Source organism: Streptomyces sp. NPDC002490, from assembly GCF_040296045.1.
Taxonomy (GTDB): domain Bacteria; phylum Actinomycetota; class Actinomycetes; order Streptomycetales; family Streptomycetaceae; genus Streptomyces.
Window position 1 is genome coordinate 1 of the sequence record NZ_JBEOWM010000009.1, and the last position, 24,700, is coordinate 24,700.

25 protein-coding genes are annotated in these 24,700 nt (G+C 72.1%); 11 read left to right on the top strand and 14 right to left on the bottom strand.

Annotated features, from left to right (window positions below):
• Window positions 1–134 precede the first annotated feature (134 nt).
• From ABT092_RS07855 to ABT092_RS07865, 3 genes are all read right to left on the bottom strand, one after another.
• Window positions 135–1,268: a SigB/SigF/SigG family RNA polymerase sigma factor gene (locus ABT092_RS07855; protein ID WP_351240986.1), complete on the bottom strand. Its 1,134-nt coding sequence runs from the start codon at window positions 1,266–1,268 to the stop codon at window positions 135–137.
• Window positions 1,265–1,678, bottom strand: a complete 414-nt coding sequence (locus ABT092_RS07860) for an ATP-binding protein (protein ID WP_307661212.1) — start codon at window positions 1,676–1,678, stop codon at window positions 1,265–1,267. Before ABT092_RS07860 ends, ABT092_RS07855 begins: the two co-directional genes overlap by 4 nt.
• 270 nt (window positions 1,679–1,948) lie before the next feature.
• Window positions 1,949–2,209, bottom strand: a complete 261-nt coding sequence (locus ABT092_RS07865) for a UBP-type zinc finger domain-containing protein (protein WP_351240988.1) — start codon at window positions 2,207–2,209, stop codon at window positions 1,949–1,951.
• A gap of 110 nt (window positions 2,210–2,319) precedes the next feature.
• On the opposite strand from ABT092_RS07865, the gene ABT092_RS07870 reads away from it, so the two are divergent.
• Complete coding sequence (locus tag ABT092_RS07870; protein ID WP_351240990.1) at window positions 2,320–3,918, top strand: Na+/H+ antiporter; 1,599 nt, start codon at window positions 2,320–2,322, stop codon at window positions 3,916–3,918.
• 8 nt (window positions 3,919–3,926) lie between these two features.
• Here ABT092_RS07870 and ABT092_RS07875 read toward each other — a convergent pair whose 3' ends face one another.
• The gene (locus ABT092_RS07875) at window positions 3,927–4,859 is read right to left on the bottom strand and encodes a 1-aminocyclopropane-1-carboxylate deaminase/D-cysteine desulfhydrase (protein ID WP_351240992.1); all 933 of its coding nucleotides are present in this window, start codon (window positions 4,857–4,859) and stop codon (window positions 3,927–3,929) included.
• A 100-nt stretch (window positions 4,860–4,959) separates the two neighbouring features.
• A complete protein-coding gene (locus tag ABT092_RS07880; RefSeq protein ID WP_351240994.1) occupies window positions 4,960–5,193 on the bottom strand; it encodes a hypothetical protein in 234 nt (77 codons plus the stop codon).
• Between the two features lie 338 nt (window positions 5,194–5,531).
• On the opposite strand from ABT092_RS07880, the gene ABT092_RS07885 reads away from it, so the two are divergent.
• The 3 genes from ABT092_RS07885 to ABT092_RS07895 all read left to right on the top strand — a co-directional run bounded on the left by ABT092_RS07885 (window position 5,532) and on the right by ABT092_RS07895 (window position 8,741).
• Window positions 5,532–6,932, top strand: coding sequence for a family 2B encapsulin nanocompartment shell protein (locus ABT092_RS07885; protein WP_351240996.1), 1,401 nt, complete (start codon window positions 5,532–5,534; stop codon window positions 6,930–6,932).
• Window positions 6,929–8,041, top strand: coding sequence for a family 2 encapsulin nanocompartment cargo protein polyprenyl transferase (locus ABT092_RS07890; RefSeq protein ID WP_502968404.1), 1,113 nt, complete (start codon window positions 6,929–6,931; stop codon window positions 8,039–8,041). Before ABT092_RS07885 ends, ABT092_RS07890 begins: the two co-directional genes overlap by 4 nt.
• Before the next feature lie 91 nt (window positions 8,042–8,132).
• The gene (locus tag ABT092_RS07895; protein WP_351240998.1) at window positions 8,133–8,741 is read left to right on the top strand and encodes a GNAT family N-acetyltransferase; all 609 of its coding nucleotides are present in this window, start codon (window positions 8,133–8,135) and stop codon (window positions 8,739–8,741) included.
• Between the two features lie 18 nt (window positions 8,742–8,759).
• Here ABT092_RS07895 and ABT092_RS07900 read toward each other — a convergent pair whose 3' ends face one another.
• Together ABT092_RS07900 and sodN are read right to left on the bottom strand one after the other, a co-directional pair.
• Window positions 8,760–8,924: a hypothetical protein gene (locus ABT092_RS07900; RefSeq protein ID WP_351241000.1), complete on the bottom strand. Its 165-nt coding sequence runs from the start codon at window positions 8,922–8,924 to the stop codon at window positions 8,760–8,762.
• Window positions 8,925–9,100: 176 nt separating this feature from the next.
• Window positions 9,101–9,496, bottom strand: a complete 396-nt coding sequence (gene sodN / locus ABT092_RS07905) for a superoxide dismutase, Ni (RefSeq protein WP_351241002.1) — start codon at window positions 9,494–9,496, stop codon at window positions 9,101–9,103.
• 150 nt (window positions 9,497–9,646) lie between these two features.
• On the opposite strand from sodN, the gene sodX reads away from it, so the two are divergent.
• A complete protein-coding gene (gene sodX, locus ABT092_RS07910; RefSeq protein ID WP_351241004.1) occupies window positions 9,647–10,072 on the top strand; it encodes a nickel-type superoxide dismutase maturation protease in 426 nt (141 codons plus the stop codon).
• Here sodX and ABT092_RS07915 read toward each other — a convergent pair.
• Complete coding sequence (locus tag ABT092_RS07915; protein WP_351241006.1) at window positions 9,979–10,605, bottom strand: CGNR zinc finger domain-containing protein; 627 nt, start codon at window positions 10,603–10,605, stop codon at window positions 9,979–9,981. The genes sodX and ABT092_RS07915 overlap by 94 nt on opposite strands.
• A 126-nt stretch (window positions 10,606–10,731) precedes the next feature.
• On the opposite strand from ABT092_RS07915, the gene ABT092_RS07920 reads away from it, so the two are divergent.
• The gene (locus tag ABT092_RS07920) at window positions 10,732–11,493 is read left to right on the top strand and encodes a class I SAM-dependent methyltransferase (protein ID WP_351241008.1); all 762 of its coding nucleotides are present in this window, start codon (window positions 10,732–10,734) and stop codon (window positions 11,491–11,493) included.
• Between the two features lie 57 nt (window positions 11,494–11,550).
• Here the strand turns inward: ABT092_RS07920 and ABT092_RS07925 are convergent, their stop codons facing one another.
• From ABT092_RS07925 to ABT092_RS07935, 3 genes are read right to left on the bottom strand one after another with little or no spacing between them, the layout of a single operon-like run.
• Complete coding sequence (locus ABT092_RS07925; protein ID WP_351241010.1) at window positions 11,551–12,312, bottom strand: amino acid ABC transporter ATP-binding protein; 762 nt, start codon at window positions 12,310–12,312, stop codon at window positions 11,551–11,553.
• Window positions 12,309–13,253, bottom strand: a complete 945-nt coding sequence (locus ABT092_RS07930) for an amino acid ABC transporter permease (protein ID WP_351241012.1) — start codon at window positions 13,251–13,253, stop codon at window positions 12,309–12,311. The genes ABT092_RS07925 and ABT092_RS07930 overlap by 4 nt, the downstream gene beginning before the upstream one ends.
• A 47-nt stretch (window positions 13,254–13,300) precedes the next feature.
• Entirely contained in the window at window positions 13,301–14,281 is a 981-nt protein-coding gene (locus tag ABT092_RS07935) for an ABC transporter substrate-binding protein (protein ID WP_351241014.1), read from the bottom strand.
• A 568-nt stretch (window positions 14,282–14,849) separates the two neighbouring features.
• Here ABT092_RS07935 and ABT092_RS07940 point away from each other — a divergent pair.
• From ABT092_RS07940 to ABT092_RS07955, 4 genes are all read left to right on the top strand, one after another.
• Window positions 14,850–16,118, top strand: a complete 1,269-nt coding sequence (locus tag ABT092_RS07940; protein ID WP_351241016.1) for an NAD(P)-dependent malic enzyme — start codon at window positions 14,850–14,852, stop codon at window positions 16,116–16,118.
• Window positions 16,119–16,298: 180 nt separating this feature from the next.
• Window positions 16,299–17,261 carry a zinc-binding dehydrogenase gene (locus tag ABT092_RS07945; RefSeq protein ID WP_351241018.1) on the top strand — a complete coding sequence of 321 codons (963 nt, stop codon included), beginning with the start codon at window positions 16,299–16,301 and terminating at the stop codon, window positions 17,259–17,261.
• Between the two features lie 84 nt (window positions 17,262–17,345).
• Window positions 17,346–17,555, top strand: coding sequence for a helix-turn-helix domain-containing protein (locus ABT092_RS07950; RefSeq protein ID WP_351241020.1), 210 nt, complete (start codon window positions 17,346–17,348; stop codon window positions 17,553–17,555).
• A complete protein-coding gene (locus ABT092_RS07955) occupies window positions 17,555–18,142 on the top strand; it encodes a Clp protease N-terminal domain-containing protein (RefSeq protein ID WP_351241022.1) in 588 nt (195 codons plus the stop codon). Before ABT092_RS07950 ends, ABT092_RS07955 begins: the two co-directional genes overlap by 1 nt.
• A gap of 49 nt (window positions 18,143–18,191) precedes the next feature.
• On the opposite strand, the gene ABT092_RS07960 is transcribed toward ABT092_RS07955, so the two are convergent.
• Entirely contained in the window at window positions 18,192–19,268 is a 1,077-nt protein-coding gene (locus tag ABT092_RS07960) for a PadR family transcriptional regulator (protein WP_351241024.1), read from the bottom strand.
• 309 nt (window positions 19,269–19,577) lie between these two features.
• Between ABT092_RS07960 and ABT092_RS07965 the strand changes: the two genes are divergently transcribed.
• Window positions 19,578–20,306, top strand: coding sequence for a hypothetical protein (locus ABT092_RS07965; RefSeq protein WP_351241026.1), 729 nt, complete (start codon window positions 19,578–19,580; stop codon window positions 20,304–20,306).
• Window positions 20,307–20,385: 79 nt separating this feature from the next.
• On the opposite strand, the gene ABT092_RS07970 is transcribed toward ABT092_RS07965, so the two are convergent.
• Together ABT092_RS07970 and ABT092_RS07975 are read right to left on the bottom strand one after the other, a co-directional pair.
• Window positions 20,386–20,568 (bottom strand): DUF6104 family protein, encoded by a 183-nt coding sequence (locus ABT092_RS07970; protein WP_031091411.1) that lies wholly within the window; start codon window positions 20,566–20,568, stop codon window positions 20,386–20,388.
• A 112-nt stretch (window positions 20,569–20,680) separates the two neighbouring features.
• Window positions 20,681–24,454, bottom strand: coding sequence for a multifunctional oxoglutarate decarboxylase/oxoglutarate dehydrogenase thiamine pyrophosphate-binding subunit/dihydrolipoyllysine-residue succinyltransferase subunit (locus ABT092_RS07975; RefSeq protein ID WP_351241028.1), 3,774 nt, complete (start codon window positions 24,452–24,454; stop codon window positions 20,681–20,683).
• Between the last annotated feature and the right edge of the window lie 246 nt (window positions 24,455–24,700).

Below are 24,700 nucleotides of genomic sequence, written 5' to 3' on the forward strand. Positions count from 1 at the left end.
CCGCCCGCTCTGGGCGCGGGGGTCGCCCCCCACCCGTCCCCCACCCCCGGCCCCCCCCCCGGCGGCCCCCCCCGGGTTAGCCCCGCGGCGCCCCGGACCGTACGGTCCGGGGCGCCGTCGTGCATACCGCGGGCTCACTCCTCGACGAGGAGCTTCTCGCGCAGTTGGGCCAGGGTGCGGGCTAGCAGGCGGGAGACGTGCATCTGGGAGATGCCGACCTCCTGGGCGATCTGCGACTGGGTCATGTTGCCGAAGAACCTCAGCAGCAGGATGCGCTTCTCGCGCGGCGGCAGGTCCTCCAGCAGCGGCTTCAGGGACTCGCGGTACTCGACGCCCTCCAGGGCCTCGTCCTCCGCGCCCAGGGTGTCGGCGACCGCGGGCGACTCGTCGTCCGTGTCCGGGACGTCCAGGGAGAGCGTGGAGTACGCGTTCGCCGACTCCAGCCCCTCCAGCACCTCCTCCTCGGAGATCGCCAGCTTCTCGGCCAGTTCGTGCACGGTGGGGGAGCGCCCGTGCAACTGGGACAGCTCGGCGGTCGCCGTGGTGAGCGCCAGCCGCAGTTCCTGGAGCCGTCGCGGGACGCGCACCGCCCAGCCCTTGTCCCGGAAGTGGCGCTTGATCTCCCCCACCACGGTCGGTGTGGCGTAGGTGGAGAACTCGACGCCCCGCTCCGGGTCGAACCGGTCCACCGACTTGATCAACCCGATCGTGGCGACCTGCGTCAGGTCGTCCAGCGGCTCGCCGCGGTTGCGGAACCGTCGGGCCAGGTGCTCCACGAGCGGCAGGTGCATCCGGACCAGCCGGTTGCGCAGCTCCGCGTACTCCGGGCTGCCGTCGGGCAGCCCGCGCAGCGTGACGAACATCGCCCGCGCCGCGCTCCGGTCGCGCGGATCGTGCCGGCCCCGACCGGCGCCGGGTCCGCTCACGTCGCGCTCGTGTTCGCTCATGCTTCCCGCCCTCCCCCAGCTCCCGCTGGGAGGTGCCCCCGGTCGCCCGCCCCGGCCGGACGACGACTCGCGTGCGTCCGCGGTGCCGGGAGCGCCCGGCTGTGCCTGCTCCAACCCGGCGGCAGGGTCCGGCGCCGTCGCCGGCTCCGGCCGCCCGACCGGTTCCCGAGTTCCGTCGGTGCCGTCCTCGGGATGCGGCCTGGCCTGCTGTTCGGGGATGCCGCCCGGCGTGCGCGGGGCGGGTCGGCCGCCCGTGCCCCCGGCGGGCGGTCCCGGTGTGTCGTGTCCCTCGTCCCGCACCGGTCCGTCCCCGTTCCTCACGCCGGACCGGGTCCCGCGCCGCGTTGTTTGTAGAGGCTGATCGACACGGTCCGGTCCTCGGCCACGGTCGAGTCGACCTTGCCCGCGAGGGCCGACAACACCGTCCAGGCGAAGGTGTCGCGCTCCGGCGCGCGGCCGTCGGTGGTCGGCGCCGAGACGGTGACTTCCAGGGAGTCGTCCACGAGTCGGAACACACAGCTGAGGACGGAGCCGGGCACGGCCTGCTGGAGCAGGATCGCGCACGCCTCGTCCACGGCGATGCGGAGGTCCTCGATCTCGTCGAGGGTGAAGTCCAAACGCGCCGCGAGGCCGGCCGTCGCCGTCCGCAGCACCGACAGGTAGGCACCCGCAGCCGGCAGCCGGACTTCCACGAAGTCCTGGGTCCCGGGCTCTCCTGCGATCTGGGACACCCTCACCTCCAAGGTGGTACAAGCTCTTCGGGGCTCCGGGGGAGCACCCCCCGGGTAACGCGCAACATGGTGCAGCGGTGACGCTATCGCGCTCACGGCGCGGGTGTCCCGGGGACCCCGCCCCTCGGCATCACTCATCGTAAACACATCGGTACGCACAGTCGGTAGGGGCGGGTGGATACCGATGCGGTGACGGTCCGGCCGCCCGGCACGGCGCGTCGGGGTGTCGTACCCACGGCTCCGCCCACCGAACCGTCGACCGGGCGGTCGTCACACGAGGACGCAGTCGACGAAGCACCAGCGCCACCGCTCGCCGGGCTCGAACGTCCGCATCACCGGATGCCCGGTCTCCTCGTAGTGCCCCGTCGCGTGCCGCAGCGGCGAGGAGTCGCAACAGCCCACGTGGCCGCAGTCGAGGCAGATCCGCAACTGCACCGGGTTGGTCCCCGCGGCCAGACAGCCCAGACAGGTCCGACTCAAGGGTTCCGGTTCCGGCTGGGGCAACGCCGAAACGTGCGTGCACTCCTTCATGCTGGCCCAGGTTACTGATCCGCCCGGCCCCGTGGGGGACCGTGCGGTACGGCCCGGACCGGCCGCCGACGACGGGCGCCGGCCGGGGAGCCGGACGAGAGGGGACCGTCATGGACGCGCTGTCGGTGGTCGGACTGGTCGCGGCGAGCACCGCGGTGGCGGGTGCGGCGCGCCGCACCCCGGTGCCCGCGCCCCTGCTGCTGGTCACCGTCGGACTGATCGCCGCCTACGTCCCCGGCGTCCCCGAGTTCACCCTCGACCCGCACGTCGTGCTGCCGCTGCTGCTCCCGCCGCTGCTGCACCTGGCCGCGCTGGAGAGTTCGTACCTCGACCTGCGGGCCAACCTGCGTCCGGTCGCGCTGCTGTCGGTGGGGTACGTCCTCTTCGCCACCGTCGCCGTGGGATGGCTGGCCTACCTGCTCCTGCCGGGGCTGCCGCTGACGGCCGCCCTGGTGCTGGGGGCGGTGATCGCACCGCCCGACGCGGTGGCGGCCACGGCCGTAGCCCGGCGGGTGGGCCTGCCGTCCCGGATCACCACCATCCTCCAGGGCGAGTCGCTGGTGAACGACGCCACCGCGATCACCGCCTTCAAGGTCGCCCTCGCGGCCGCGGTGGGGGAGGGCATGAGCTGGGCCGGCGGCGTCCACGAGTTCCTGCTGGCCGCGGTCGGCGGGGTCGGCGTCGGGCTGGTCCTGATGGTTCCGCTGCACTGGCTGCGCACCCACCTGCAAGAGCCGCTGCTCCAGAACACCCTGTCGCTGCTCATCCCGTTCGTGGCGTACGCGGCGGCCGAGCAGGTGGGGGCGTCCGGGGTGCTCGCCGTGGTCGTCGTCGGCCTCTACCTGGGGCACCGGGCCTGGCAGGTCGACTTCGAGACCCGGCTCCAGGAGGCCGCCGTGTGGCGGATGGTGTCGTTCATCCTGGAGTCCGCGGTGTTCGCGCTGATCGGCCTCCAACTACCGGTCGTCCTGCGGGGACTCGGGCCGGTCGGCGGGCCGGACGCGGCCTGGTACGCGCTGGTGCTGTTCGTGCTGGTGGTGGTCGTCCGCTTCGTGTGGTGCTACCCCGCCACCTACCTCCCGCTGTGGCTCTCGCCCCGGATCAGGGCCCGCGAGTCGGACACCGACTGGCGACGCCCGCTGGTGGTGAGCTGGGCGGGGATGCGCGGGGTGGTGTCCCTGGCCATCGCCTTCTCCATCCCGCTCACCGTGCACGGGGGAGGACCGTTCCCCGCCCGCAACCTGATCCTGTTCCTGACCTTCACCACCGTGATCGGCACGCTCGTGGTCCAGGGGCTGACCCTGCCCGGCCTGATCCGGCTGCTGAAGCTGCCGGGGCGGAGCCCGCAGGCCCGCACCCTCGCCGAGGCCGAGGCGCAGAACGCCGCCTCGCGGGCGGCCGACGAACGCCTGGCGGAACTCCTGCGGGACCCGCGCAACGCCCTGCCCGAGCCCCTCGTGGACCGGTTGCGGCTGGTGCTGGAGCGACGCCGCAACGCCGTCTGGGAACGGCTCGGCTCGCCCAACCCCGTCACCGGCGAGTCGGTCGACGGCACCTACCGCAGACTGACCCGCGAGATGATCGCCGCCGAGCGGGACGTCTTCGTCCGGCTCCGGGACGCCCGGGCGATCGACGACGAGCTGATGCGCACCCTGCTGCGCCGGCTGGACCTGGAGGAGGCGGCGGTATACCGGGAGGAGGCCGACTGAGCCCCCCGTCACACGGCTTCGGGACCGGGACGACCGGTGACCACCGCGACCAACCGGGTGCCCGCGGGGAAGGCGCCCTCCTCGGTGAGCGACAACAGTGCCCACAGCAGCTTGGCGACGTACAGGCGCTCCACCGCCAGCCCGTGCCGCTGCTCGAAGTCCGCGGCGAAGGCCCGCAGGTGCGCGGGGACCCGGGCGTACCCGCCGCAGTGGAACCGTTCGTCCAGGGACCAACGGCCGCGCGGCCCGCCGAAGGCCGCGTGCTGGAGCGCAGTGGTGGCCCCGGCGAGGAACCCGCCGCCCACCACCGGTATGCCGAGCGCGCGTTGCCGGGGGCCCAGCCCCGCGGCGAGCCCGGCGAGGGTGCCCCCGGTGCCGCAGGCCACCGCGATCACGTCCGCCCGTCCCCGCAACTCCTCGCCGAGCGGCAGGCACCCGCGCACGGCAGCGGCGTTGCTGCCGCCCTCCGGGATCACGCACGCCCCGTCGGCGCCGAGGCCGAACTCGGTCAGCAGCGCGGCGACCACCTCCGGCTCGGACGCACGGCGGTAGGTCGCGCGGTCCACGAACCGCAGCCGCATGCCCTCCGACGCGCACCGGGCCAGCGAGGGGTTCAGGGGGCGCCCGGCCAGCTCCTCACCGCGCACCACCCCGATGGTGGGCACCCCGAGCAACCGCCCGGCGGCGGCGGTGGCCCGCAGGTGGTTGGAGTAGGCGCCGCCGAAGGTGACCACGGTGCGGTCACCCGCCGTCGCGAGGTTGGGCGCCAGCTTGCGCCACTTGTTGCCCACCAGCTCGGGATGGATGAGGTCGTCCCGCTTCAGCGCGAGCCGTACGCCCCGGGCCAGGAAGCGCGCGTCCCGCAGCTCCTCCAGTGGCGAGGGCAACCGGGGGCCCAGGCGTTCCACCCCGGTACCCGCTTCTCCGCTCGCCCCTGCCACCTGCACATTCTCCCGCACCGCACGGCACACCGGCACGGGATGGCGGCCGAGCCGGGGAGCGGGCCCCGCGGCCCGGCCCCGCCCGTCCCGCCGGCGTCGATCAGTGCCGCAGCACCCCGTCCCCGTGCACGGCGATGTGCTGCTCCAGCTCCTGCACCGCGCGCTGGGTCGCCTCCGGGGTGCCGGTGCCGCGCCGCTCCGCGTAGTACGCCGCACCGAGCCGCTTCAGCAGGTCCGATCCGGCGCGCTGCGCCTGCACCTCGTCGAGCTTCTGCTTGCCCTGGGTGAGTCCCTGCTGGACCTGCTCCCGGGCGCGGTCGAGGAATCCCGCCATCGTGAACCACTTCCGTTCGTCGTGCCGCTCTGCGGCTGGTGAGCCTGTTGGTCGTCCGCTGATGTCGTCCTAGGTACGCGCATCAGGAGAACGCGTACCGGGATCTTGGAGTTCCCACACCTGCCCTGCGGACCCCGACTCACCCGATCGGACGGGGGCGCGGCGCCGACTTGACCGACGGCCGGGGAGGAACGGGTGAGGGAACGGTTCGGCAAAAACCCGAAGCATGCCCCGAACGGCGGCTTCCAATCCCGCTCTTTTGTGTGATGGCACCGGGGTCCCCGGTGCTGAAAGGCTCCTCCCGCAGATCGGTGCACGCGTGTGGGAGGGCAAGAAGCATGTCGGTAGGCGAAGAGGTCCGTAGCGAACAGCCGCAGCGGAGCCTCGGCACCGCGGCCGCGCGGAACCTGGCCACCACCACCAAGTCGGCTCCGCAGATGCAGGAGGTCAGCGCCCGGTGGCTGCTGCGCATGCTGCCCTGGGTCGACGTGCAGGGCGGCGCGTACCGGGTGAACCGCCGGCTGAGCTACGCGGTGGGCGACGGCCGGGTCACCTTCGTGCAGACCGGCGAGGACGTCCGGGTCGTCCCCGCCGAACTCGCTGAACTGCCCGCCCTGCGGCACTACGCCGACGAGGGCGTGCTCGCGGACCTGGCCGACCGCTGCGAACAGCGCAGCTACGCCCCCGGTGACCTGCTCACCTCCTTCGGGAACCCGTCCGACGAGGTGTTCCTCCTCGCCCACGGCCGCGTCGAGCGGATCGGCGCCGGCCCCTACGGCGACGACGCCGTCCTCGACGTCCTCGCCGACGGCGCGTACTTCGGCGAGCAGGTGCTGACCGCGTCGGACACCATCTGGGAGCACACCGTCCGGGCCGCCACCCACTGCACCGTCCTCGTCCTGCCCCGGTCGGCGTTCCGGGGCGTCGTCGACCGCAGCGACTCGCTCCGCGCCCACCTCGACTCCCTCCGGGCCGCACCCGAACGGCACGCCAACCGGTACGGCGAACGCGAGATCGACCTCTCCTCCGGCCACGTCGGCGAGGCCAGGCTGCCGGGCACCTTCGTCGACTACGAACCGGCCCCCCGCGAGTACGAGTTGAGCGTGGCCCAGACGATCCTGCGGGTCCACACCCGGGTCGCGGACCTCTACGGCCGTCCCATGGACCAGACCGAACACCAACTCAGGCTCACCGTGGAGGCGCTCAAGGAGCGCCAGGAGCACGAGATGGTCAACGACCGGGAGTTCGGTCTCCTCCACAACTGCGCCTACGAGCAGCGCATCCAGCCGCACGAGGGTGCGCCCACCCCCGACGACCTGGACGAACTCCTCAGCCGCCGGCGCGGGTCCAAGCTGTTCCTCGCCCACCCGGGCGCGATCGCTGCGTTCGGCCGCGAGTGCAACGCGCGCGGGCTGGTCCCCGACACGGTGGACGTCGAGGGGACCCGGATCATGACCTGGCGCGGGGTCCCGCTGTTCCCCTGCGACAAGATCCCGGTCACCGCCGCCCGGACCACCTCCATCCTGTGCCTGCGCACCGGCGAGGACGACCAGGGCGTCGTCGGGCTGCGCCAACCGGGCATCCCCGACGAGATCGAACCGAGCCTGTCGGTGCGGTTCATGGGCATCGACCGGCAGGCGGTCACCTCCTACCTCGTCACCTCCTACTACTCGGCCGCGGTCCTCGTCCCGGACGCACTGGGCGTCCTGGAGAACGTCGAGATCGGCCGCCGGCGGTGACCCGCACCGGCCCGGAACCCGGGAACGGAGCCGACACCCTCGCCGCACCGGCCGTCCCGTGTCCCGCGCCGCCACCGACGGGCGCCGACGACGAGGCGAGCGCGCTGCTGGAGGGGGCGCGGGCCGACGTCGACCCGGAACTGCGCCGGGCCGTGGACGCCATGCCCGGCCCGCTGCGCCGGGTGGCCCGCTACCACTTCGGCTGGGAGCGGGCGGACGGCACCCCCGCCACGGGCAACGCCGGCAAGGCCGTCCGTCCGGCCCTGGTCATGGCCGCGGTACGGGCGTTCGGCGGCCGTCCGCAGGAGGCGGTCCGGCCCGCGGCGGCCGTGGAGCTCACCCACAACTTCACCCTCCTGCACGACGACGTGATGGACCGTGACACCACCCGCCGGCACCGGCCCACCGCATGGACGGTGTTCGGCGTGCCGGACGCGATCCTCACCGGCGACGCCCTCGCCGCGGTGGCCGCACGGCTGCTCGCCGAGGACCCGCACCCGGCGGCGGCGCGGGCGGCGGCCCTGCTCGCCGGCTGCGTGGTCGAACTGTGCGCGGGGCAGCAGACCGACACCGCGCTGGAACGGCGGGACCCGGGCGAGGTGACGCTCGCCGACTGCATCGCGACGGCGGAGGCCAAGACCGGTGCGCTGCTGGGCTGCGCCTGCGCCATGGGCGCGTTGTACGCGGGTGCGGAGGAGGAGGCGGTGGCCGCGCTCGACGCCTTCGGTCGGGAGGCCGGCCTGGCCTTCCAGCTGATCGACGACGTGATCGGGATCTGGGGCGACCCCCGGCGCACCGGGAAGCCCGCCGGGGCGGACCTGTTGGTCCGCAAGAAGTCCTTCCCGGTGGTCGCCGCGCTCTGCTCGGGCACCGCGGCGGGCCCCGAACTCGCCGAACTGTACGCGGCCCCGGCCGGGTCCACCGGCCCCGACGACCTGGCCCGCCTGGTGCACGCGGTGGAGGCGGCGGGCGGCCGGGACTGGGCGCAGCACCAGGCCGCGGACCGGATGGGTCGCGCGGTGCAGTCGCTGGCGCGGGCGCTGCCCGGGCCGGAGTCCGCCGGCGAGTTGCTGTCCCTGGCCGAATTCGTCACCCGCCGCTCGGCGTAGCCGTGTTGCCCGCCCCGCATGACCCTCCGTCATCCGGCCTGGGGTTCAATGAGGTCTTCCAGTTGGGACGCGGTACAGGAGGCGGCGGCGTATGGGCGTGGGGATTCGGACCGGGGGAGCCGCGGACCGGGAGGCCGTGGTCCGACTGCTCGACGAGGGCTTCCGGGACGACCCGGTCAGCGGCTGGGTGTTCCCGGACGAGGAGGGGTTCCGCCGTGCACACCCCCTGATGATGGAGGCGATCCTCGACATCGTGCTGGAGGCGGGTCGGGTGGACCTCACCGAGGACGGGGCCGCGGTCGCCCTGTGGCTGAGCATCCCCGAGGGCGGCCCCGAGGAGGACGGGGCCGAGGAGGACGAGGACGGTCCGGCCCGGATGCGGGAGGCGGTCGACCCCGCCAACGAACGCATCGAGTGGATCGGCCGGCTGACCGAGGGCTGCCATCCGCAGCACGCCGCCCACGAGTACCTGTGGATGATCGCGGTGGACCCGTCGCGCCGGGGCGAGGGCCTGGGCACCGCCCTGATCCGCTCGGTCCTCGACCGCTGCGACCGCGAGGGCACGGCCGCCTACCTGGAGGCCAGCAGCGCCCGCAGCCGGGAGCTGTACCGACGTCTGGGCTTCGAGGTCCGCGAGCCGGTCCTGGAGCTGCCGGACGGTCCGACGATGTGGCCGATGTGGCGGGAGGCCGTCGCCTGAGCCCTTGGGCCGGGGTGCCTACCGGGTGATGACGAAGGTGTACGCGGTGGCCGTGAGGGTGAGGACCGCGCAGACGGCCCAGAGGGCCCACCAGCCGGCGGCGGGGTCGGTCGTCGTGAGGGCCAGACCGCCGGCGGCGACGCCGAGGGGGCCGGGAACGGTACGGACACAACGGGCCTTCATCGGGTCCCCCTGCTCGATCGGGCTCTCCGGGGAACCGTGCAGGGCGGGGTCCGGCCGTGTCAAGCGGCCCCGACCGGTGGGACACGACGAGGGGGGCGACCCGTGGTGACGGGTCGCCCCCCTCGTTCCCCCGGTCGGTGCGCGTGGCACGGGCGCGGGGGCGGGAACCGGGCGGTTCAGCCCTGCTTGGTCTCCCAGAAGATCTTGTCGATCTGTGCGATGTAGTCGAGCGCCTTCTGGCCCGTCGCCGGGTCGGTGGACGCCTTGGCGGCCGAGAGGGCCTTCAGGGCGTCGTTGACCAGCTGGTGCAGTTCGGGGTACTTCTCGAAGTGCGGGGGCTTGAAGTAGTCGCTCCACAGCACCGAGACGTGGTGCTTGGCCAGTTCCGCGCGCTGTTCCTTGATGACGGTGGCGCGCGCCTGGTAGTGCGGGTCGTCGTTGCCGGCCATCTTGTCCTGCACGGCCTTGACCGACTCGGCCTCGATGCGGGCCTGGGCCGGGTCGTAGACACCGCAGGGCAGGTCGCAGTGTGCGCTGACCTTGACCTTGGGTGCGAATAGGCGGGAGAGCATGGAGCCGTCCTTCCTCGTGATCGTCTTCTCAGGTGGGACATTACTCCGTGGGAGAGGGCTTTTCGCGAGGGCCCCCTAGGGCCTAGGACGAAAGACCGGGCGGTTTTTCGGACCGGTGGCGTACGCGGAGGACGGACCAGGAGGTGTCTGATGCCGGAGACGGCACGGGAACGGGAATTCGGTGCGCAGTTCGGGCTGGCCGAGGTGGAGGGGCCGTCGATGGTGCCGACCCTGTACCACGGGGACCGGCTCCTGGTGCGCTACGGCGCTCGGGTGAAACCCGGGCAGGTGGTGGTGCTGCGCCACCCCCTGCAACAGAACCTCCTGATCGTGAAGCGGGCCGTGGGGCGCCGGGACGGCGGCTGGTGGGTCCTCGCCGACAACCCGACGGCCGGCGCGGACAGCACGGTCTACGGGACGGTGCCGGAGGAGTTCGTCCTGGGCCGCGTCCTCGCCCGGTACCGTCCGCGCCGGTCCGGGGGTCAGCGACCGCGGGCGGGGGTGCTCTGCTGGCTGCTGACCGCGGCGCGGCCGGTGTCCGCGCGCTCCGCCTCCCGGCGTTTGCGGGCGCGGTAGGCGGCCACGTTGGCGCGGGTGGCGCACCGGTCCGAGCAGTAGCGGCGGGAGCGGTTGGTGGAGGTGTCCAGGTAGGCGTTGCGGCAGGGCGCGGCCTCGCACAGGCCCAGCCGGTCGACGCCGAATTCGGTCAGGTGGATGGCGAGCCCCATCGCCGCGATGGCGGCGTAGCCGGCGGTGGCGTTCGAGGGGTGGTCGGCCAGGTGCATGTGCCACAGCGGGCGGCCGTCGTCGTCGCGGTGGTCGTGGCCGGAGACCTGGGGGCTCACCGGGAACTCCAGGAGCAGGGAGTTCAGCAGGTCCACCGCGAGGGTCTCGTCCCCCTGGTCGGCGGCCTCGAAGACCGCCCGCAGCCGGGCGCGCACCGAACGCAGCCGGGTCACGTCGGTGTCCGTGGCGCGACGGGCGGCCGACTGGTTGGCGCCGAACAGCTCCCGCACCGCTTCCACCGAGGTCAGCGAGTCCTCGCCCCGGACCGGCTCCTCGCTGTTGACCAGGCGCACGGCGTAATCCGAGTAATAGGCCAGTTCCACTTGTAGTCCTTACGGGTGCCGTCTATCGTCGGGACGGGTGCGGTGGGTAATGACTGCTCATCGCCCAAGGGTATTACGTTCATCGATCGATCCTCAGTGGCCGTACGGGCGAGGAAGGCGGACGACATGACCGGGACCACCACCGGGACCGACTGGCGGGCCTGGCAGGAGAGCTGGGACCGACAGCAGGAGTGGTACATGCCGGACCGCGAGGAGCGGTTCCGGGTCATGCTGGACGTGGTCGAGGCGCTCGTCGGGCCCGAACCCCGGGTGCTGGACCTCGCGTGCGGTACGGGGAGTATTACGGATCGGCTGCTGCGGAGGTTCCCGAACGCCCGAAGCACCGGAGTGGATCTCGACCCGGCGCTGCTCACGATCGCCGAGGGCACCTTCGCCGGGGACGACCGCGTCTCCTTCGTGACCGCCGACCTCACCGCGCCCGACTGGCGGGAGCGCCTGCCGCACGACTCCTACGACGCGGTGCTGACCGCGACGGCGCTGCACTGGCTGCACACCGGGCCGCTGGCCGTGCTGTACGGGCAACTCGCCGGGGTGGTGCGGGAGGGCGGCGCCTTCCTGAACGCCGACCACATGGTCGACGGCGCGACGCCCCGGATCAACGAGGCGGAGGCGGTGCTGCGCCGGGCGCGGCGCGAGACCGCCCGGGCCGAGGGGGCCCTGGACTGGGCCGACTGGTGGGCCCTGGCGGCCGAGGACCCGGCGCTCTCGGCGGCCACCGCACGCCGGTTCGAGATCTACGGGGAGCACGCGGACGGGGACACGCCCTCGCTCGACTGGCACGCACGGACCCTGCGGGACGCCGGGTTCGCCGAGGCCCGGGGGGTGTGGGCCTCGCCCTCCGACGCGATGGTCCTCGCCCTGCGCTGACGGCGCCGGTCGCTCCCGCTCCGTCCGGCGGAGCGGGAGCGACCGGTCAGCGTGCGGTCACAGGACCTTCGACAGGAAGGACCGGGTGCGCTCGTGCCGGGGGTTGGTCAGGACCTCGCGGGGGTCGCCGGACTCGACGACCACCCCGCCGTCCATGAAGACCAGCGAGTCGCCGACCTCCCGGGCGAAGCCCATCTCGTGGGTGACCACGACCATCGTCATGCCCGACTCGGCGAGGTCCCGCATCACGTCCAGCACGTCGCCGACCAACTCGGGGTCGAGCGCGGAGGTGGGCTCGTCGAACAGCATCAGCTTGGGGTCCATCGCGAGCGCCCGGGCGATCGCCACCCGCTGCTGCTGCCCGCCAGAGAGCTGCGAGGGGTAGTTGCCCGCCTTGTCGGCGAGGCCGACCCGGTCCAGCAACTCGTGCGCACGCTCCCGGGCCCGGGCCTTCGCCTGCTTCCTGACCTGGATCGGCGCCTCGATGACGTTCTCCAGGGCCGTCTTGTGCGGGAACAGGTTGAAGCGCTGGAACACCATGCCGATGTCACGGCGTTTGAGTGCGACCTCGCCGTCCTTCAACTCGTAGAGCTTGTCGCCCTTCTGACGGTAGCCGACGAGTTCCCCGTCCACGTACAGCCGCCCGGCGTTGACCTTCTCCAGGTGGTTGATGCAGCGCAGGAACGTCGACTTGCCGGAGCCGGAGGGGCCGATGAGGCAGAACACCTCGCCGCGCGCGACCTCCAGGTCGATGCCCTTGAGCACCTCGACGTTGCCGTAGGACTTGTGGACGCCTTCGGCCTTCACCATCGCGGTCATGCCGCGGCCCCCTTCCGGCCGGACAGGGAGAACACGTTCTTCTTGACCCGCTGCCAGGGCGTCGGCGGCAACTGCCGGCTGGAGCCCCGGGCGTAGTGCCGCTCGACGTAGTACTGGCCGACGCTCAGGACCGAGGTCATGATCAGGTACCAGGCGGCCGCCACGAACAGCATCTCCACGGGCGAGCCGGAGGTCTGTCCGATGTCCTGGGCGTATCTGAGCAGCTCGTAGTACTGCACCGCCGACACCAGGGAGGTCGTCTTCAACATGTTGATGACCTCGTTGCCGGTGGGCGGCACGATGACGCGCATGGCCTGCGGGATGACGATGCGGCGCAGCGTCTTGGAGTGGCTCATCCCCAGGGCGTGGGACGCCTCGGTCTGGCCCTCGTCCACCGAGAGCAGGCCCGCCCGGCAGATCTCCGCCATGTAGGCGGCCTCGTTCAGGCCCAGGCCGAGCAGCGCCGTCAGGAACGGCGTCATAAAGCTCGACCAGTAGTCCTTGTAGATCGGCCCGAGGTCGACGTACTCGAAGACCAGGCCCAGGTTGAACCAGACGAACAACTGGACCAGGACCGGGGTGCCCCGGAAGAACCAGATGTAGAACCAGGCGATGGACGAGGTCACCGGGTTCTTCGAGAGCCGCATCACCGCGAGGAGGATGCCGCCCACGATGCCGATGAGCATGGAGAGTGCGGTGAGCAACAGGGTGCTGCCGACGCCCTTGATGATGCGGTCGTCGAGGAAGTAATCGGGGACCGCACCCCAGTTGATCTTGCCCTGGGCGAACGCGTAGACGATCGAACCCAGCAGGGCCAGGGCGATGAGGGCGGCGACGTACCGACCGAAGTGCCGGACCGGCACGGCCTTGACGGCCTCCGGTCGGGGGGACGGCGGGGCCGCGGGGGCGCCGCCGTCCGTCTTGCCGATGTCAACGGACACGGTGTCTTGCCTTTCGATGCCGTGACGGCTTCAGCGTGCGGGGCGGCTCACTTGCCGCCGTTGACCACGGCCTGCTCGACGGCGCCCGCTTCGACGCCCCACTTGGCGATGATCTTGCCGTACTCGCCGTTGGCGATGATGGCGTCGAGCGCGGCCTTCAGGGCGTCCCGGAGTTCGGTGTTGCCCTTGGCCACGGCGATGCCGTACGGGGCGGCGTCGACCTGCTCGCCGACGATCTCGAAGTCCTTGCCGCCGCCGGAGGTCTTCACCGCGTAGGCCGCGACCGGGAAGTCCGAGGAGCCGGCGTCGGCGCCGCCCGAGCGCAGTCGGGTCTGGGCCTGGGCGTCGGTGTCGAACGCCTCGATGGCGAGCTTCTCGTCACCGCACTTCTCGGCCTGGTCCTTGGCGAGGTCGTGGGAGACCGTGCCGCGCTGCACGACGATCTTCTTGCCGCACAGGTCGTCCCAGGTGGCGATGGACTGGGTCTTGCCCTTGGGCGTGTAGAGGGAGACGCCCGCGTTGAAGTAGTCGACGAAGTCGACGCCCTCGCCGACCTTCTTGCCGGTGTCGCCGTCCACGCCGTTCTGCCGGTCCTTGGTGTCCGTCATCGCGGACATGGCGATGTCGTAGCGCTTGGCGCGCAGCCCCGTGACCAGGGTGTCGAAGGTGCCGTTCTCGAACGTGAACTTCACTCCGAGCTGCTTGCCGAGCGCATCGGCCACATCCGGGTCGATACCGGCGGTCTTGCCCGAGGCGTCCTTGAATTCGACCGGGGGATAAGCGATGTCCGAACCCACCTTGATCTCACCCTTGTCCCGGATGGCCTGGGGGAGCTTGTCGGCCAGCGGCGCGGCGGCAGCACTGCTCTTGCCGGCGTCACCAGCGGGTTCCTCGGCCTTCTTCTCCTTCGTCTGGTCACCGCAGCCGGTCAGCAGCAGCGAGCCGGCGACCGCGATCGCACCGAACGCGACGAGCCGAGCCTGCCCGGACTTCGCAGCGAACGGGCGATGGGGGGAGCGAGCGGTCATGGTGAATCCTCCGGCGAGTGGGTGAGGTGCCGGTGGTCGGCGGGCACACACCTTCGGGTGTCGCGACCACGAGTGATTACGGCATCTTGCCATTCGTGCCTGGTCAAACAGCCCGTCAGGCATGTCAAAATCGGATAACGGGCGGCCCCCGAAATGCGACAGGTCGGTACATCCCTGGCCGGATCTTCTGCGGGGTCGCTCTTCGTTCGCCGGAAAATCTTCGGCACCCCTCCGACCCGGCCGATGCTCTTTGCTAGAGCAATGCGGGCGTCTATGGATCTGTCATGTTCTTGTCCGTATATTCATGACATTCGCCTATGAGTCACATCACCGTCCGTCCCTCGACTCGTCCGCGAAGCCGTCCGTCCGGTATGAAGGTTCATCACACCCCCCACCAGGGGCTCAGGGCGCGCGTGCGGCGCGCCCGTCGCTCCGGGTCCGTATGCGTCACAGGCAGTAGCGCCGTCGAGGTGTTCCCACCCCGCGGCAGCGGATCCGGGCGGTGCCCGCCCACCCCTTTACCAGGAGTGGTCACCCTCAAACAGCAGAGAATTAAGGGGTAAGACAAGTGGCAGCGGAGATCGTCAATCCTCGCAGCGACAGTGACAGCGGTGTGTCCGGGGCCGACGGCGCCGCGCGCGGTCAGGGCGACGGGAAGTACGAGGGCGGCGCCGAACCCCTCGATTCGCTCGACCCCGTGTTCGCCCTGCACCGGGGCGGCAAGATGGCCGTCCAGGCCACCGTGCCCGTCCGCAACAGGGACGACCTGTCCCTGGCCTACACCCCCGGCGTGGCGCGGGTGTGCAGCGCCATCGCCGAACAGCCCGACCTCGTCCACGACTACACCTGGAAGTCCCAGGTCGTCGCCGTGGTCACGGACGGCACCGCGGTGCTCGGACTCGGCGACATCGGTCCCGAGGCGTCCCTGCCGGTCATGGAGGGCAAGGCGATCCTCTTCAAGCAGTTCGCCGGCGTCGACGCCGTTCCGGTGGCCCTCGCGACCACCGACGTGGACGAGATCGTGGAGACGGTGGTCCGGCTCGCCCCCTCCTTCGGCGGCGTCAACCTGGAGGACATCTCCGCGCCGCGCTGCTTCGAGATCGAGCGCAAGCTCCAGGAGCAGCTGGACATCCCCGTCTTCCACGACGACCAGCACGGCACGGCGGTCGTCACGCTCGCCGCGCTGCGCAATGCCGCGAAGCTGACCGGTCGGACGATCGACGAGCTGCGCGTGGTGATCTCCGGGGCCGGGGCCGCCGGGGTCGCCATCGCCAAGTTCCTGCTCGAAGCGGGCATCGGCGACGTGGCGGTCGCCGACCGCAAGGGCATCGTCAGCCGGGACCGGGACGACCTCAACCCGGCCAAGCGGGAACTCGCCGAGATCACCAACCGGGCCGGCCTCACCGGGAGCCTGGAGTCCGCGCTCGCCGGGGCGGACGTGTTCGTCGGGGTCTCCGGCGGCACGGTGGCCGAGGCGGCGGTGGCCTCGATGGCGGACCGGGCGTTCGTGTTCGCCATGGCCAACCCGGACCCCGAGGTCCACCCCAGCATCGCGCACAAGTACGCGGCCGTGGTGGCCACCGGCCGTTCCGACTTCCCGAACCAGATCAACAACGTGCTCGCCTTCCCGGGTATCTTCGCCGGGGCGCTCCAGGTGCGGGCCTCGCGGATCACCGAGGGCATGAAGATCGCCGCGGCCGAGGCGCTGGCCGCGGTGGTCGGTGACGAGCTCTCCGCCGAGTACGTGATCCCGTCGCCGTTCGACGAGCGGGTCGCCCCCGCGGTGACCGCTGCGGTGGCCGCGGCGGCCCGGGCCGAGGGAGTCGCCCGCCGTTAGGCCGGCCGGGCCGTTGGTCGGCCCGCCCGTCCACGTCCTCCACGGGGGTGTGGTGGCCGGTCCCGGAGGTCTCCGGGGCCGGCCTTACTGCGTCCGGGGCGCGCTCCTGCCGGGGAGGGTGCTCCGCGTCACCCGGGTCGGGCGTTCCGGCCGGGCGCGCCCGGGCCTATCGTCGCGGGCATGTTCGCCGCCTACGCCGCTCGCATCGACCGTGATCACCCCCTGGAGGGGTTGGAGCTGGGGGAGCGCCCCGCCCCCGTGGCCCGACCGGGCTGGACCACCGTGAACGTCCGGGCCGCCTCGCTCAACCACCACGACCTGTGGTCCTTGCGGGGGGTCGGGCTCGCCGAGGACCGGCTGCCGATGATCCTCGGCTGTGACGCCGCCGGGGTGGACCAGGACGGCAACGAGGTCGTCCTGCACTCCGTCATCGGCCAGACCGGGCACGGGGTCGGTCCCCGGGAGGGGCGCTCCCTGCTGAGCGAGAAGTACCCGGGCACCTTCGCCGAGCAGGTGTCCGTACCGGAGTGGAACGTGCTGCCCAAGCCGGCCGGGCTCAGCTTCGAGGAGGCCGCCTGTCTGCCCACCGCCTGGCTCACGGCGTACCGGATGCTCTTCACCAACGCCGGTGTGCGGCCCGGGGACTCGGTGCTCGTCCAGGGGGCCGGGGGCGGGGTGGCCACCGCCGCGATCGTGCTGGGCAGCGCCGCCGGGCTCCGGGTCTTCGCCACCAGCCGGGACGAGGCCAAGCGGCGGCGGGCGGTGGAGTTGGGGGCGGTGGAGGCGCTGCCGCCCGGGGCCCGACTGCCGCGGCGGGTCGACGCGGTCATCGAGACGGTGGGGGCCGCGACCTGGTCCCACTCCGTCAAGTCGCTGCGGCCCGGGGGGACCCTGGTGATCTCCGGGGCCACCAGCGGCGATGCGCCCTCGCACGCCGAGCTGACCCGGGTGTTCTTCCTGGAGCTGCGGATCGTGGGCTCCACCATGGGCTCCAAGGACGAGTTGGAGGACCTGCTCGCGTTCTGCGACACCACGGGGGTGCGGCCGGTGATCGACCGGGTGCTGCCCTTGGACCGGGCCCGGGAGGGCTTCGAACGGATGGCCGGGGGCGGGCAGTTCGGGAAGATCGTGCTGACCGTGTAGACCGCCCGGGCGGGCGCCGTCCGTCGGCCGCCCCGAGTGTCAATTCGGGTTGACGCCCGGGGCTTGTCAACTTAAATTGACATCATGACCGAAGCAACGGATCTGGCCGTGAGGGCCGGTGATCGTGACCCCCGGATCGGGCTGCGGGCCGTGGTCGCACTGCGGCAACTGTTGGAGCGGCTGGAGGCCGTCCAGGTGCGCAGCGCGCGGCAGCAGGGGTGGTCGTGGCAGGAGATCGCCACGGAGTTGGGGGTCAGTCGACAGGCGGTGCACAAGAAGCACGGGAGGCAGTGATGTTCGAACGGTTCACCGCGGAAGCGCGAGCCGTCGTGGTCGGCTCGGTGGGGCACGCCGAGCGGCTGGGGGTGCGGAAGGTTCGGGAGGAGCACCTGGCGCTCGCCCTGCTGGACGGCCGGACGGGCCGGGCCGCTGCGGTCCTCGCCGCGCTCGGTGTCGACCGGCGGCGGGAGTCCCTGGAGCGCGAGCTCCTTGGGGCGCGCCGCCGGGCGGGACTGTCCCGGGCGGACGCCGAGGCGCTGGCCGGCCTCGGCATCGACCTCACCCTGATCGTGGACCGGGTGGAGCACGGGCACGGGGCCGGGGCGCTCGACCCCGGGCGGACCGCCCGGCGCGCCGCAGTCCGCGGCCCGCTCTTCGGGCCCGGCTACTCCCGCGAGGCCAAGGCGGTGCTCAAACGGGCCCTGCGGATGGCGACGGAACGCAGGGAGCGGGAGATCGGTGGCCACCATCTGCTGCTGGCGCTGACCGCCCACCCCGGTGTGGTGGCCGAGACGCTCGCCGACCACGGCGCGGGGCTGGAGAGCGTCCGACGGTTGGTGTGGGCGGGGGTGGCCGGCGGGGGGCGCGGACGGGCGGCCTAGACCGCCACGCGGCGCGGCCCGGGGTGGTGCCGGTAGCGGGAAAGGCTCCCTACCGAGCGGAACCGGCGTCCCGAGCCCCGGGGCGCAGCACGCCGGCGATCCGGGCCGCGGCCGTGGACAGATGGTCCCGGGCCTCGCTCAACTGCTCCACCGTGACCCCGTGGTCCCGGGCCGTGTCCCGGACGTCGTCCCGGAAGCGGTCCAGGAGCCGTTCGAGGTCGCGGGCCGGATCACCGGAGGAGGGCTCCTGCGCCCACGGGGGTGCGAAGTCGACCGGGAAGTCGGGTGCGGCGTCCGTGTACGTCGGGCCCTCCGCCCCCGTCCGGCCCGCGGGAGGTCCATCGGCCCCGGAACGGTCGGCTCGGTCGGCGGTGGGTGCGTCCGGCGTGCCGAACCGGCTGAACTCCTCCACCAGTTCGCTGAGCGCCTCGGGCATGCCCGTGGGCCAGTCGTCCGGGGGGACGTGGGCGCGCACCTGGTCCTGGACCCGCTCGACGATCCGTTGGACCTGCTCCTGGGCACGGGCCTGGGCCTCCTTGGCCAGTCGACGGGCATGCTGGGCCTCCTCGCGGGCCCGGCGGCTCTCGTCCCTCGCCCGCCGGGCCTGGTCCTTCCAGCCCTGCTTGGCCCGGGTGAAGTCCTCCTTCACCTGCCGCCACGCCTCCGGGTCCCCGAGCACCCCCGCGAGAGGATCGGAAGGGGCGGTGGTGCCGTGGCCGTCCGGCTCGTCCGCCGAGGGGTTCATCCGTCGGGCGGCCGTGCGCAGGTCGCGGCGCACGTCGTGGGCGGCGGCGCGCACGTCGTTGCGGATCTCCGCGGCGAGCTCGGCCACCGACGCGCGGATCTCCACCTCCAGATCGGCCAGCTCGCCGCTGCGGGCGGCCAGCTCGGCGCGGCCGGCCTCCGTGATCGAATAGACCTTGCGGCCGCCCTCGGTGGCGTGGGTGACCAGTCCCTCGGCCTCCAGCTTGGCGAGCCGCGGGTACACCGTCCCGGCCGAGGGCGCGTACAGCCCGCGGAAGCGCTCCTCCAGGAGGCGGATCACCTCGTAGCCGTGGCGGGGGGCCTCGTCCAGCAGCTTCAGCAGGTACAGGCGGAGGCGGCCGTGGGCGAAGACGGGAGGCACGTCACCGCCCCTTCCGGCCGGTGCCGAGGAGCGGGGCATCGGGTGGGGGTGCGGTGACCGGGACGCCGTGGCACCGCCGCTGCGGCGAGGTGGTGGACCACTCGGTGGTGGTGGGCATGGTGCGGCCTCCCTTGACCCCGGGTCACGCGCCATATCGCGTCTCCCGCAATACACGATATATCGCAGGTGGTCGAGGTCAAAGCGGAGAGGCGGGGCGCTCACGCGCACGGCCATCCAGCGGCGTACGCCCCCGAGCGCCCCCGCGAAGGGCGCACGGCGTGCGCGGACGATCTGCCTTAGCGTGGGGGCATGCTGTCCGACGCGAACCCCGACACCGGCGCGCTCCTGCTGTGCAGGGCGGCACCCGAGACCGTCACCGCAGCGGCCCGGCTGCTGCGGGAACCCTTCCGGTGCGTCGCCGCGGGGGACGGCTGGACGGCCCTGGTCCCCGGGACCGCCCCCTGGGGGGACGGCGGGGACCCGGTGGAGCGGGTGGTCGCGGGCTGGGCCGGCGCGCTCGCGGTCGGCGGCCAGTGGGCCGTGGTGGCGCTGTGGTGGGACCCCGACCACAGCGGATTCCTCCTCGCCTCCGGTTTCCGCCGCCCGGTCGGCTTCGCCTGGCTCGCGGCCGGCACCCCGGTCGGCGAGGACGAGGCCGTCCACACCTTCGCGCTACGGCTCGGCCTCGACCCGGTGCTCGACGTGCAGGCACTGGAGGAGCTGGCCCGCCCGGACTCGGCGGCGGACGCACGGGCCCGGCTGATCGGGCTGGTCGCGGTGCTCGCCCGGACCGGAGTGGTCCTGCCGCCCGGGTTGGCCCCCGGTGCGCCCCTCGCCGAACTGTGGGCGCTCGCCGCCCGGTACGAGGTGGCGGCGACCCACGGGTGGGCGCTGCCGGTGCGGGCGCTCTCGATGGCCCAACTCGCGCTCGGCGTGCCCATGACGGCGTGGGGCCTGAGGACCCGACGGGGGCCGTGGGTGGCGGCCGGGGCGGTGCTCCTCGCCTCCGGCGCGCTGGGGCTGCGCCGGACCCGCTGAGCGGCTGCCGCCGGCGCCGGCCGGCGGCGGGCCCGCAGGCCCTGGGAACCGACCCGCCCCGACGACCCCGCTCCTCGCGCTAGTCGTCCTCGTCCTCGTCGTCGAGACGGGCCAGCCAGGTGGCCAGGCGCTCCACGGGGACCTCGAAGTCCGGATTCAGGTCGACGAAGGTGCGCAGCTGCTCGGCGAGCCACTCGAAGGTGACCTCCTCCTCGCCCCGCCGCTTCTCCAGCTCCTCGATGCCCCGGTCGGTGAAGTACACGTTCCACTCCTGGTCAGGACCCTACGTTGGTGCCTTCAGGGTAAGGCCCCACAACGGGCGGAGGGCCCGGGTGGTGACACCCGGGCCCTCCGCACGGCTCATGCCGGAGGCGTCACGCCTCGAACACCTCGCGCACCAACTGCTCCTGCTCGGCCTGGTGCCGCTTGGCGGAGCCGACCGCCGGCGACGAACCGTGCGGGCGGGAGATCCGCCGCAGCCGCTCGTCGTGCGGGAGGTCCGCCCCGACCGCCAGGTCGAGGTGGTCGATCAGGTTCAGCGCGATGAACGGCCACGCACCCTGGTTCGCCGGCTCCTCCTGGGCCCAGAGGTACTTCTCCGCGTTCGGGTACTTGGAGATCTCCGCCTGGAGCTCCGCACCCGGCAGCGGGTACAGCCGCTCGATGCGGATGATCGCCGTGTCGGTGATGCCGCGCTTGACCCGCTCGGCGTCCAGGTCGTAGTAGACCTTGCCCGCGCAGAAGACGACCTTGCGCACCGCCGCCGGGTCCACCGAGGCGTCCCCGATGACCGGGCGGAAGCCGCCCGTGGTGAACTCCTCCGTCTTCGACGCCGCGGCCTTGAGCCGGAGCATCGACTTCGGGGTGAAGACGACCAGCGGCTTGTGGTGCGGGTTGTGGACCTGCCAGCGCAGCAGGTGGAAGTAGTTCGACGGCAGGGTCGGCATCGCGACCGTCATGTTGTTCTGCGCGCACAGCTGGAGGAAGCGCTCCGGGCGGGCGGACGAGTGGTCCGGGCCCTGGCCCTCGTAGCCGTGCGGCAGCAGCAGGGTGACGCCCGAGGTCTGGGCCCACTTCTGCTCGGCGGAGGAGATGAACTCGTCCACCACGGTCTGCGCGCCGTTCACGAAGTCGCCGAACTGCGCCTCCCACATCACCAGGGCGTCCGGGCGGGCCAGCGAGTAGCCGTACTCGAAGCCCATCGCCGCGTACTCCGACAGCAGGGAGTCGTAGACGTTGTACCGGGCCTGGTCCTCGGTCAGGTACAGCAGCGGGGTGTAGTCCTCGCCGGTGGCCCGGTCGATCAGGACGGCGTGCCGCTGGCCGAAGGTGCCGCGGCGGGAGTCCTGGCCGGAGAGCCGGACCGGGGTGCCCTCCATCAGCAGCGAGCCGATGGCGAGGGTCTCGCCCATGCCCCAGTCGATGGTGCCGTCCTCGACCATCGCCATCCGGCGCTGGAGCTGCGGCAGCAGCCGCGGGTGCACGGTGACCCGCTCGGGGATGCTCACCTGGGACTCGGCGATCCGCTTGACGACCTCCTGGGAGACCGCCGTGGTGACGGTCACCGGGAACTCGGCCTGCGGCTCGGCGATGTGCACCTCGCCGGGCTGCGAGGTGGCCTCGCGGACCTCGGTGAAGACCTTCTCCAGCTGGCCCTGGAAGTCCTGGAGCGCCTGCTCCGCCTCCTCCAGGGTGATGTCGCCGCGACCGATCAGGGACTCGGTGTAGAGCTTGCGCACCGAGCGCTTCTTGTCGATCAGGTCGTACATCAGCGGCTGGGTGAACGCCGGGTTGTCGGTCTCGTTGTGCCCGCGGCGGCGGTAGCAGATGAGGTCGATCACGACGTCCTTGTTGAACGCCTGACGGAACTCGAACGCCAGCCGCGCCACCCGCACGACGGCCTCGGGGTCGTCCCCGTTGACGTGGAAGATCGGGGCCTCGATCATCCGGGCCACGTCCGTCGCGTACATCGACGAGCGGGAGGACTCCGGGGCGGCGGTGAAGCCGACCTGGTTGTTGACGACGATGTGGACCGTGCCGCCGGTGCGGTAGCCGCGCAGCTGCGACATGTTCAGCGTCTCGGCCACGACGCCCTGGCCGGCGAAGGCCGCGTCACCGTGCAGGGCCACCGGCAGGACGGTGAAGTCCGTGCCGCCCTTGTTGATGATGTCCTGCTTGGCGCGGGCGACGCCCTCCAGCACCGGGTCGACCGCCTCCAGGTGGGAGGGGTTGGCGGTGAGCGAGACCTTGATCTGCTCGCCGTCCAGACCGGTGAAGGTGCCCTCGGCGCCCAGGTGGTACTTCACGTCGCCGGAGCCGTGCATCGACTTCGGGTCGAGGTTGCCCTCGAACTCGCGGAAGATCTGCGCGTAGGACTTGCCGACGATGTTGGCGAGGACGTTGAGCCGGCCGCGGTGGGCCATGCCGATGACGACCTCGTCGAGGCGGGACTCGGCCGCCGAGTCGATGACCGCGTCCAGCAGCGGGATGACGGACTCGCCGCCCTCCAGCGAGAAGCGCTTCTGACCGACGTACTTGGTCTGGAGGAAGGTCTCGAACGCCTCGGCGGCGTTCAGCCGGCGCAGGATGCGCAGCTGCTCCTCGCGCTCCGGGTTGGAGTGCGGGCGCTCCACCCGGTCCTGGATCCACTTGCGCTGCTTGGGGTCCTGGATGTGCATGAACTCGATGCCGGTGGTGCGGCAGTACGAGTCGCGCAGCACGCCGAGGATGGAGCGCAGCTTCATCATGGACTTGCCGGCGAAGCCGCCGACCGCGAACTCCCGCTCCAGGTCCCACAGGGTGAGGCCGTGCTCGGTGATGTCCAGGTCGGGGTGCTTGCGCTGGCGGTACTCCAGCGGGTCGGTGTCGGCCATCACGTGGCCGCGGACCCGGTAGGAGTGGATCAGCTCGAAGACGCGGGCGGCCTTGGTGACGTCGTCGTCGTGCGAGGCGTCGATGTCCTTGAGCCAGCGGACCGGCTCGTAGGGGATGCGCAGCGCTTCGAAGATCTCGTCGTAGAAGCCGCTCTCGCCGAGCAGCAGGTTGGCGACGACGCGCAGGAACTCGCCGGAGGCGGCGCCCTGGATGACCCGGTGGTCGTAGGTCGACGTGAGCGTCATGACCTTCGAGATGCCGAGCTTGTTCAGGGTGTCCTGGGAGGTGCCCTGGAACTCCGCCGGGTAGTCCATCGCGCCGACGCCCATGATCACGGACTGGTTGGGCATCAGACGCGGCACGGAGTGGACGGTGCCGATGCCGCCGGGGTTGGTCAGCGAGACCGTGACCCCGGTGAAGTCGTCCATCGTCAGCTTGTTGTCCCGGGCGCGGCGGACGATGTCCTCGTACGCCTGCCAGAACTCGAAGAAGTTGAGCGTCTCGGCCCTCTTGATGGCCGCGACGACGAGCTGGCGGTCACCGTTCGGCTTGACCAGGTCGATCGCGAGCCCGAGGTTGATGTGCTCGGGCTTGACCAGGGTCGGCTTGCCGTCCTTCACCGCGAAGGAGTGGTTCATCGCCGGCATGGCCTTGATGGCCTGCACCATCGCGTACCCGATGAGGTGGGTGAAGGAGATCTTCCCGCCCCGGGCGCGCTTGAGGTGGTTGTTGATGACGATGCGGTTGTCGAACAGCAGCTTCACCGGCACCGCGCGCACGGAGGTGGCCGTGGGCAGTTCCAGCGAGGCGTTCATGTTCTTCACGACGGCGGCCGAGGGGCCACGCAGCGTCACCAGCTCCGGGCCGGCGGGCGCTTCGGCCGCGGGCTTCGCGGCGGGCGCCGGCGCGGCGGCCTTGGCCGGAGCGCCCTGTGCGGTGGCGCTCGGCGCGGGGGCCGGAGTCGGTGCGGTCTGCGGGGCCGCAGCGGCCTTCGGGGCCGGAGCGCTGGGGACGGTCGCGGCCGGCGCGGGCTTCGCGACCGGTGCCTCGGGGGCGGCGACCTCCGCCGGAGCCGGGGTGGCAGCTGCCCCCGGCTTGTAATCGGCGAAGAAGTCCCACCAGGCACGGTCTACCGAGTTCGGGTCCTGGAGGTACTGCTGATAGATCTCGTCGACGAGCCACTCGTTGGCACCGAACGCGGCGGCAGGGCCCTGGCCCTGACCTGCGTGTTCGGTGGTGGGGGAGCTCGGGTTACTGGGGGACTGTGGCGACACGGCGGCAACCGCCCTCTTCCGCTTCACAAGATGATGGACAGCGGGAATTAAGGCTACGCCTTGCGGGGCCAGGAGTGCAGGCGGGACGGGTGATCCGTCGCGTAAGTCACACCGGAACCCGTGTTTCGGGGCGTGAAATGGCGGGAAACAAGCGGGGTTCCCGGTCGTGCGGGGGCAAATGCGCACGTCAGGGCGTGGCGGGGCGGTCGGTGGAGCGCGTCGTGCGCACCACTGCCAGCTCGCGGC

What these genes read in the sequence shown, in the direction of transcription:
- ABT092_RS07865 (WP_351240988.1), bottom strand. Translation starts at nt 2,209, where the DNA reads ATGAAGGAGTGCACGCACGTTTCGGCGTTGCCCCAGCCGGAACCGGAA.
- ABT092_RS07870 (WP_351240990.1), top strand. Translation starts at nt 2,320, where the DNA reads ATGGACGCGCTGTCGGTGGTCGGACTGGTCGCGGCGAGCACCGCGGTG.
- ABT092_RS07880 (WP_351240994.1), bottom strand. Translation starts at nt 5,193, where the DNA reads ATGGCGGGATTCCTCGACCGCGCCCGGGAGCAGGTCCAGCAGGGACTC.
- ABT092_RS07885 (WP_351240996.1), top strand. Translation starts at nt 5,532, where the DNA reads ATGTCGGTAGGCGAAGAGGTCCGTAGCGAACAGCCGCAGCGGAGCCTC.
- ABT092_RS07895 (WP_351240998.1), top strand. Translation starts at nt 8,133, where the DNA reads ATGGGCGTGGGGATTCGGACCGGGGGAGCCGCGGACCGGGAGGCCGTG.
- ABT092_RS07900 (WP_351241000.1), bottom strand. Translation starts at nt 8,924, where the DNA reads ATGAAGGCCCGTTGTGTCCGTACCGTTCCCGGCCCCCTCGGCGTCGCC.
- sodN (WP_351241002.1), bottom strand. Translation starts at nt 9,496, where the DNA reads ATGCTCTCCCGCCTATTCGCACCCAAGGTCAAGGTCAGCGCACACTGC.
- sodX (WP_351241004.1), top strand. Translation starts at nt 9,647, where the DNA reads ATGCCGGAGACGGCACGGGAACGGGAATTCGGTGCGCAGTTCGGGCTG.
- ABT092_RS07920 (WP_351241008.1), top strand. Translation starts at nt 10,732, where the DNA reads ATGACCGGGACCACCACCGGGACCGACTGGCGGGCCTGGCAGGAGAGC.
- ABT092_RS07925 (WP_351241010.1), bottom strand. Translation starts at nt 12,312, where the DNA reads ATGACCGCGATGGTGAAGGCCGAAGGCGTCCACAAGTCCTACGGCAAC.
- ABT092_RS07935 (WP_351241014.1), bottom strand. Translation starts at nt 14,281, where the DNA reads ATGACCGCTCGCTCCCCCCATCGCCCGTTCGCTGCGAAGTCCGGGCAG.
- ABT092_RS07945 (WP_351241018.1), top strand. Translation starts at nt 16,299, where the DNA reads ATGTTCGCCGCCTACGCCGCTCGCATCGACCGTGATCACCCCCTGGAG.
- ABT092_RS07950 (WP_351241020.1), top strand. Translation starts at nt 17,346, where the DNA reads ATGACCGAAGCAACGGATCTGGCCGTGAGGGCCGGTGATCGTGACCCC.
- ABT092_RS07955 (WP_351241022.1), top strand. Translation starts at nt 17,555, where the DNA reads ATGTTCGAACGGTTCACCGCGGAAGCGCGAGCCGTCGTGGTCGGCTCG.
- ABT092_RS07965 (WP_351241026.1), top strand. Translation starts at nt 19,578, where the DNA reads ATGCTGTCCGACGCGAACCCCGACACCGGCGCGCTCCTGCTGTGCAGG.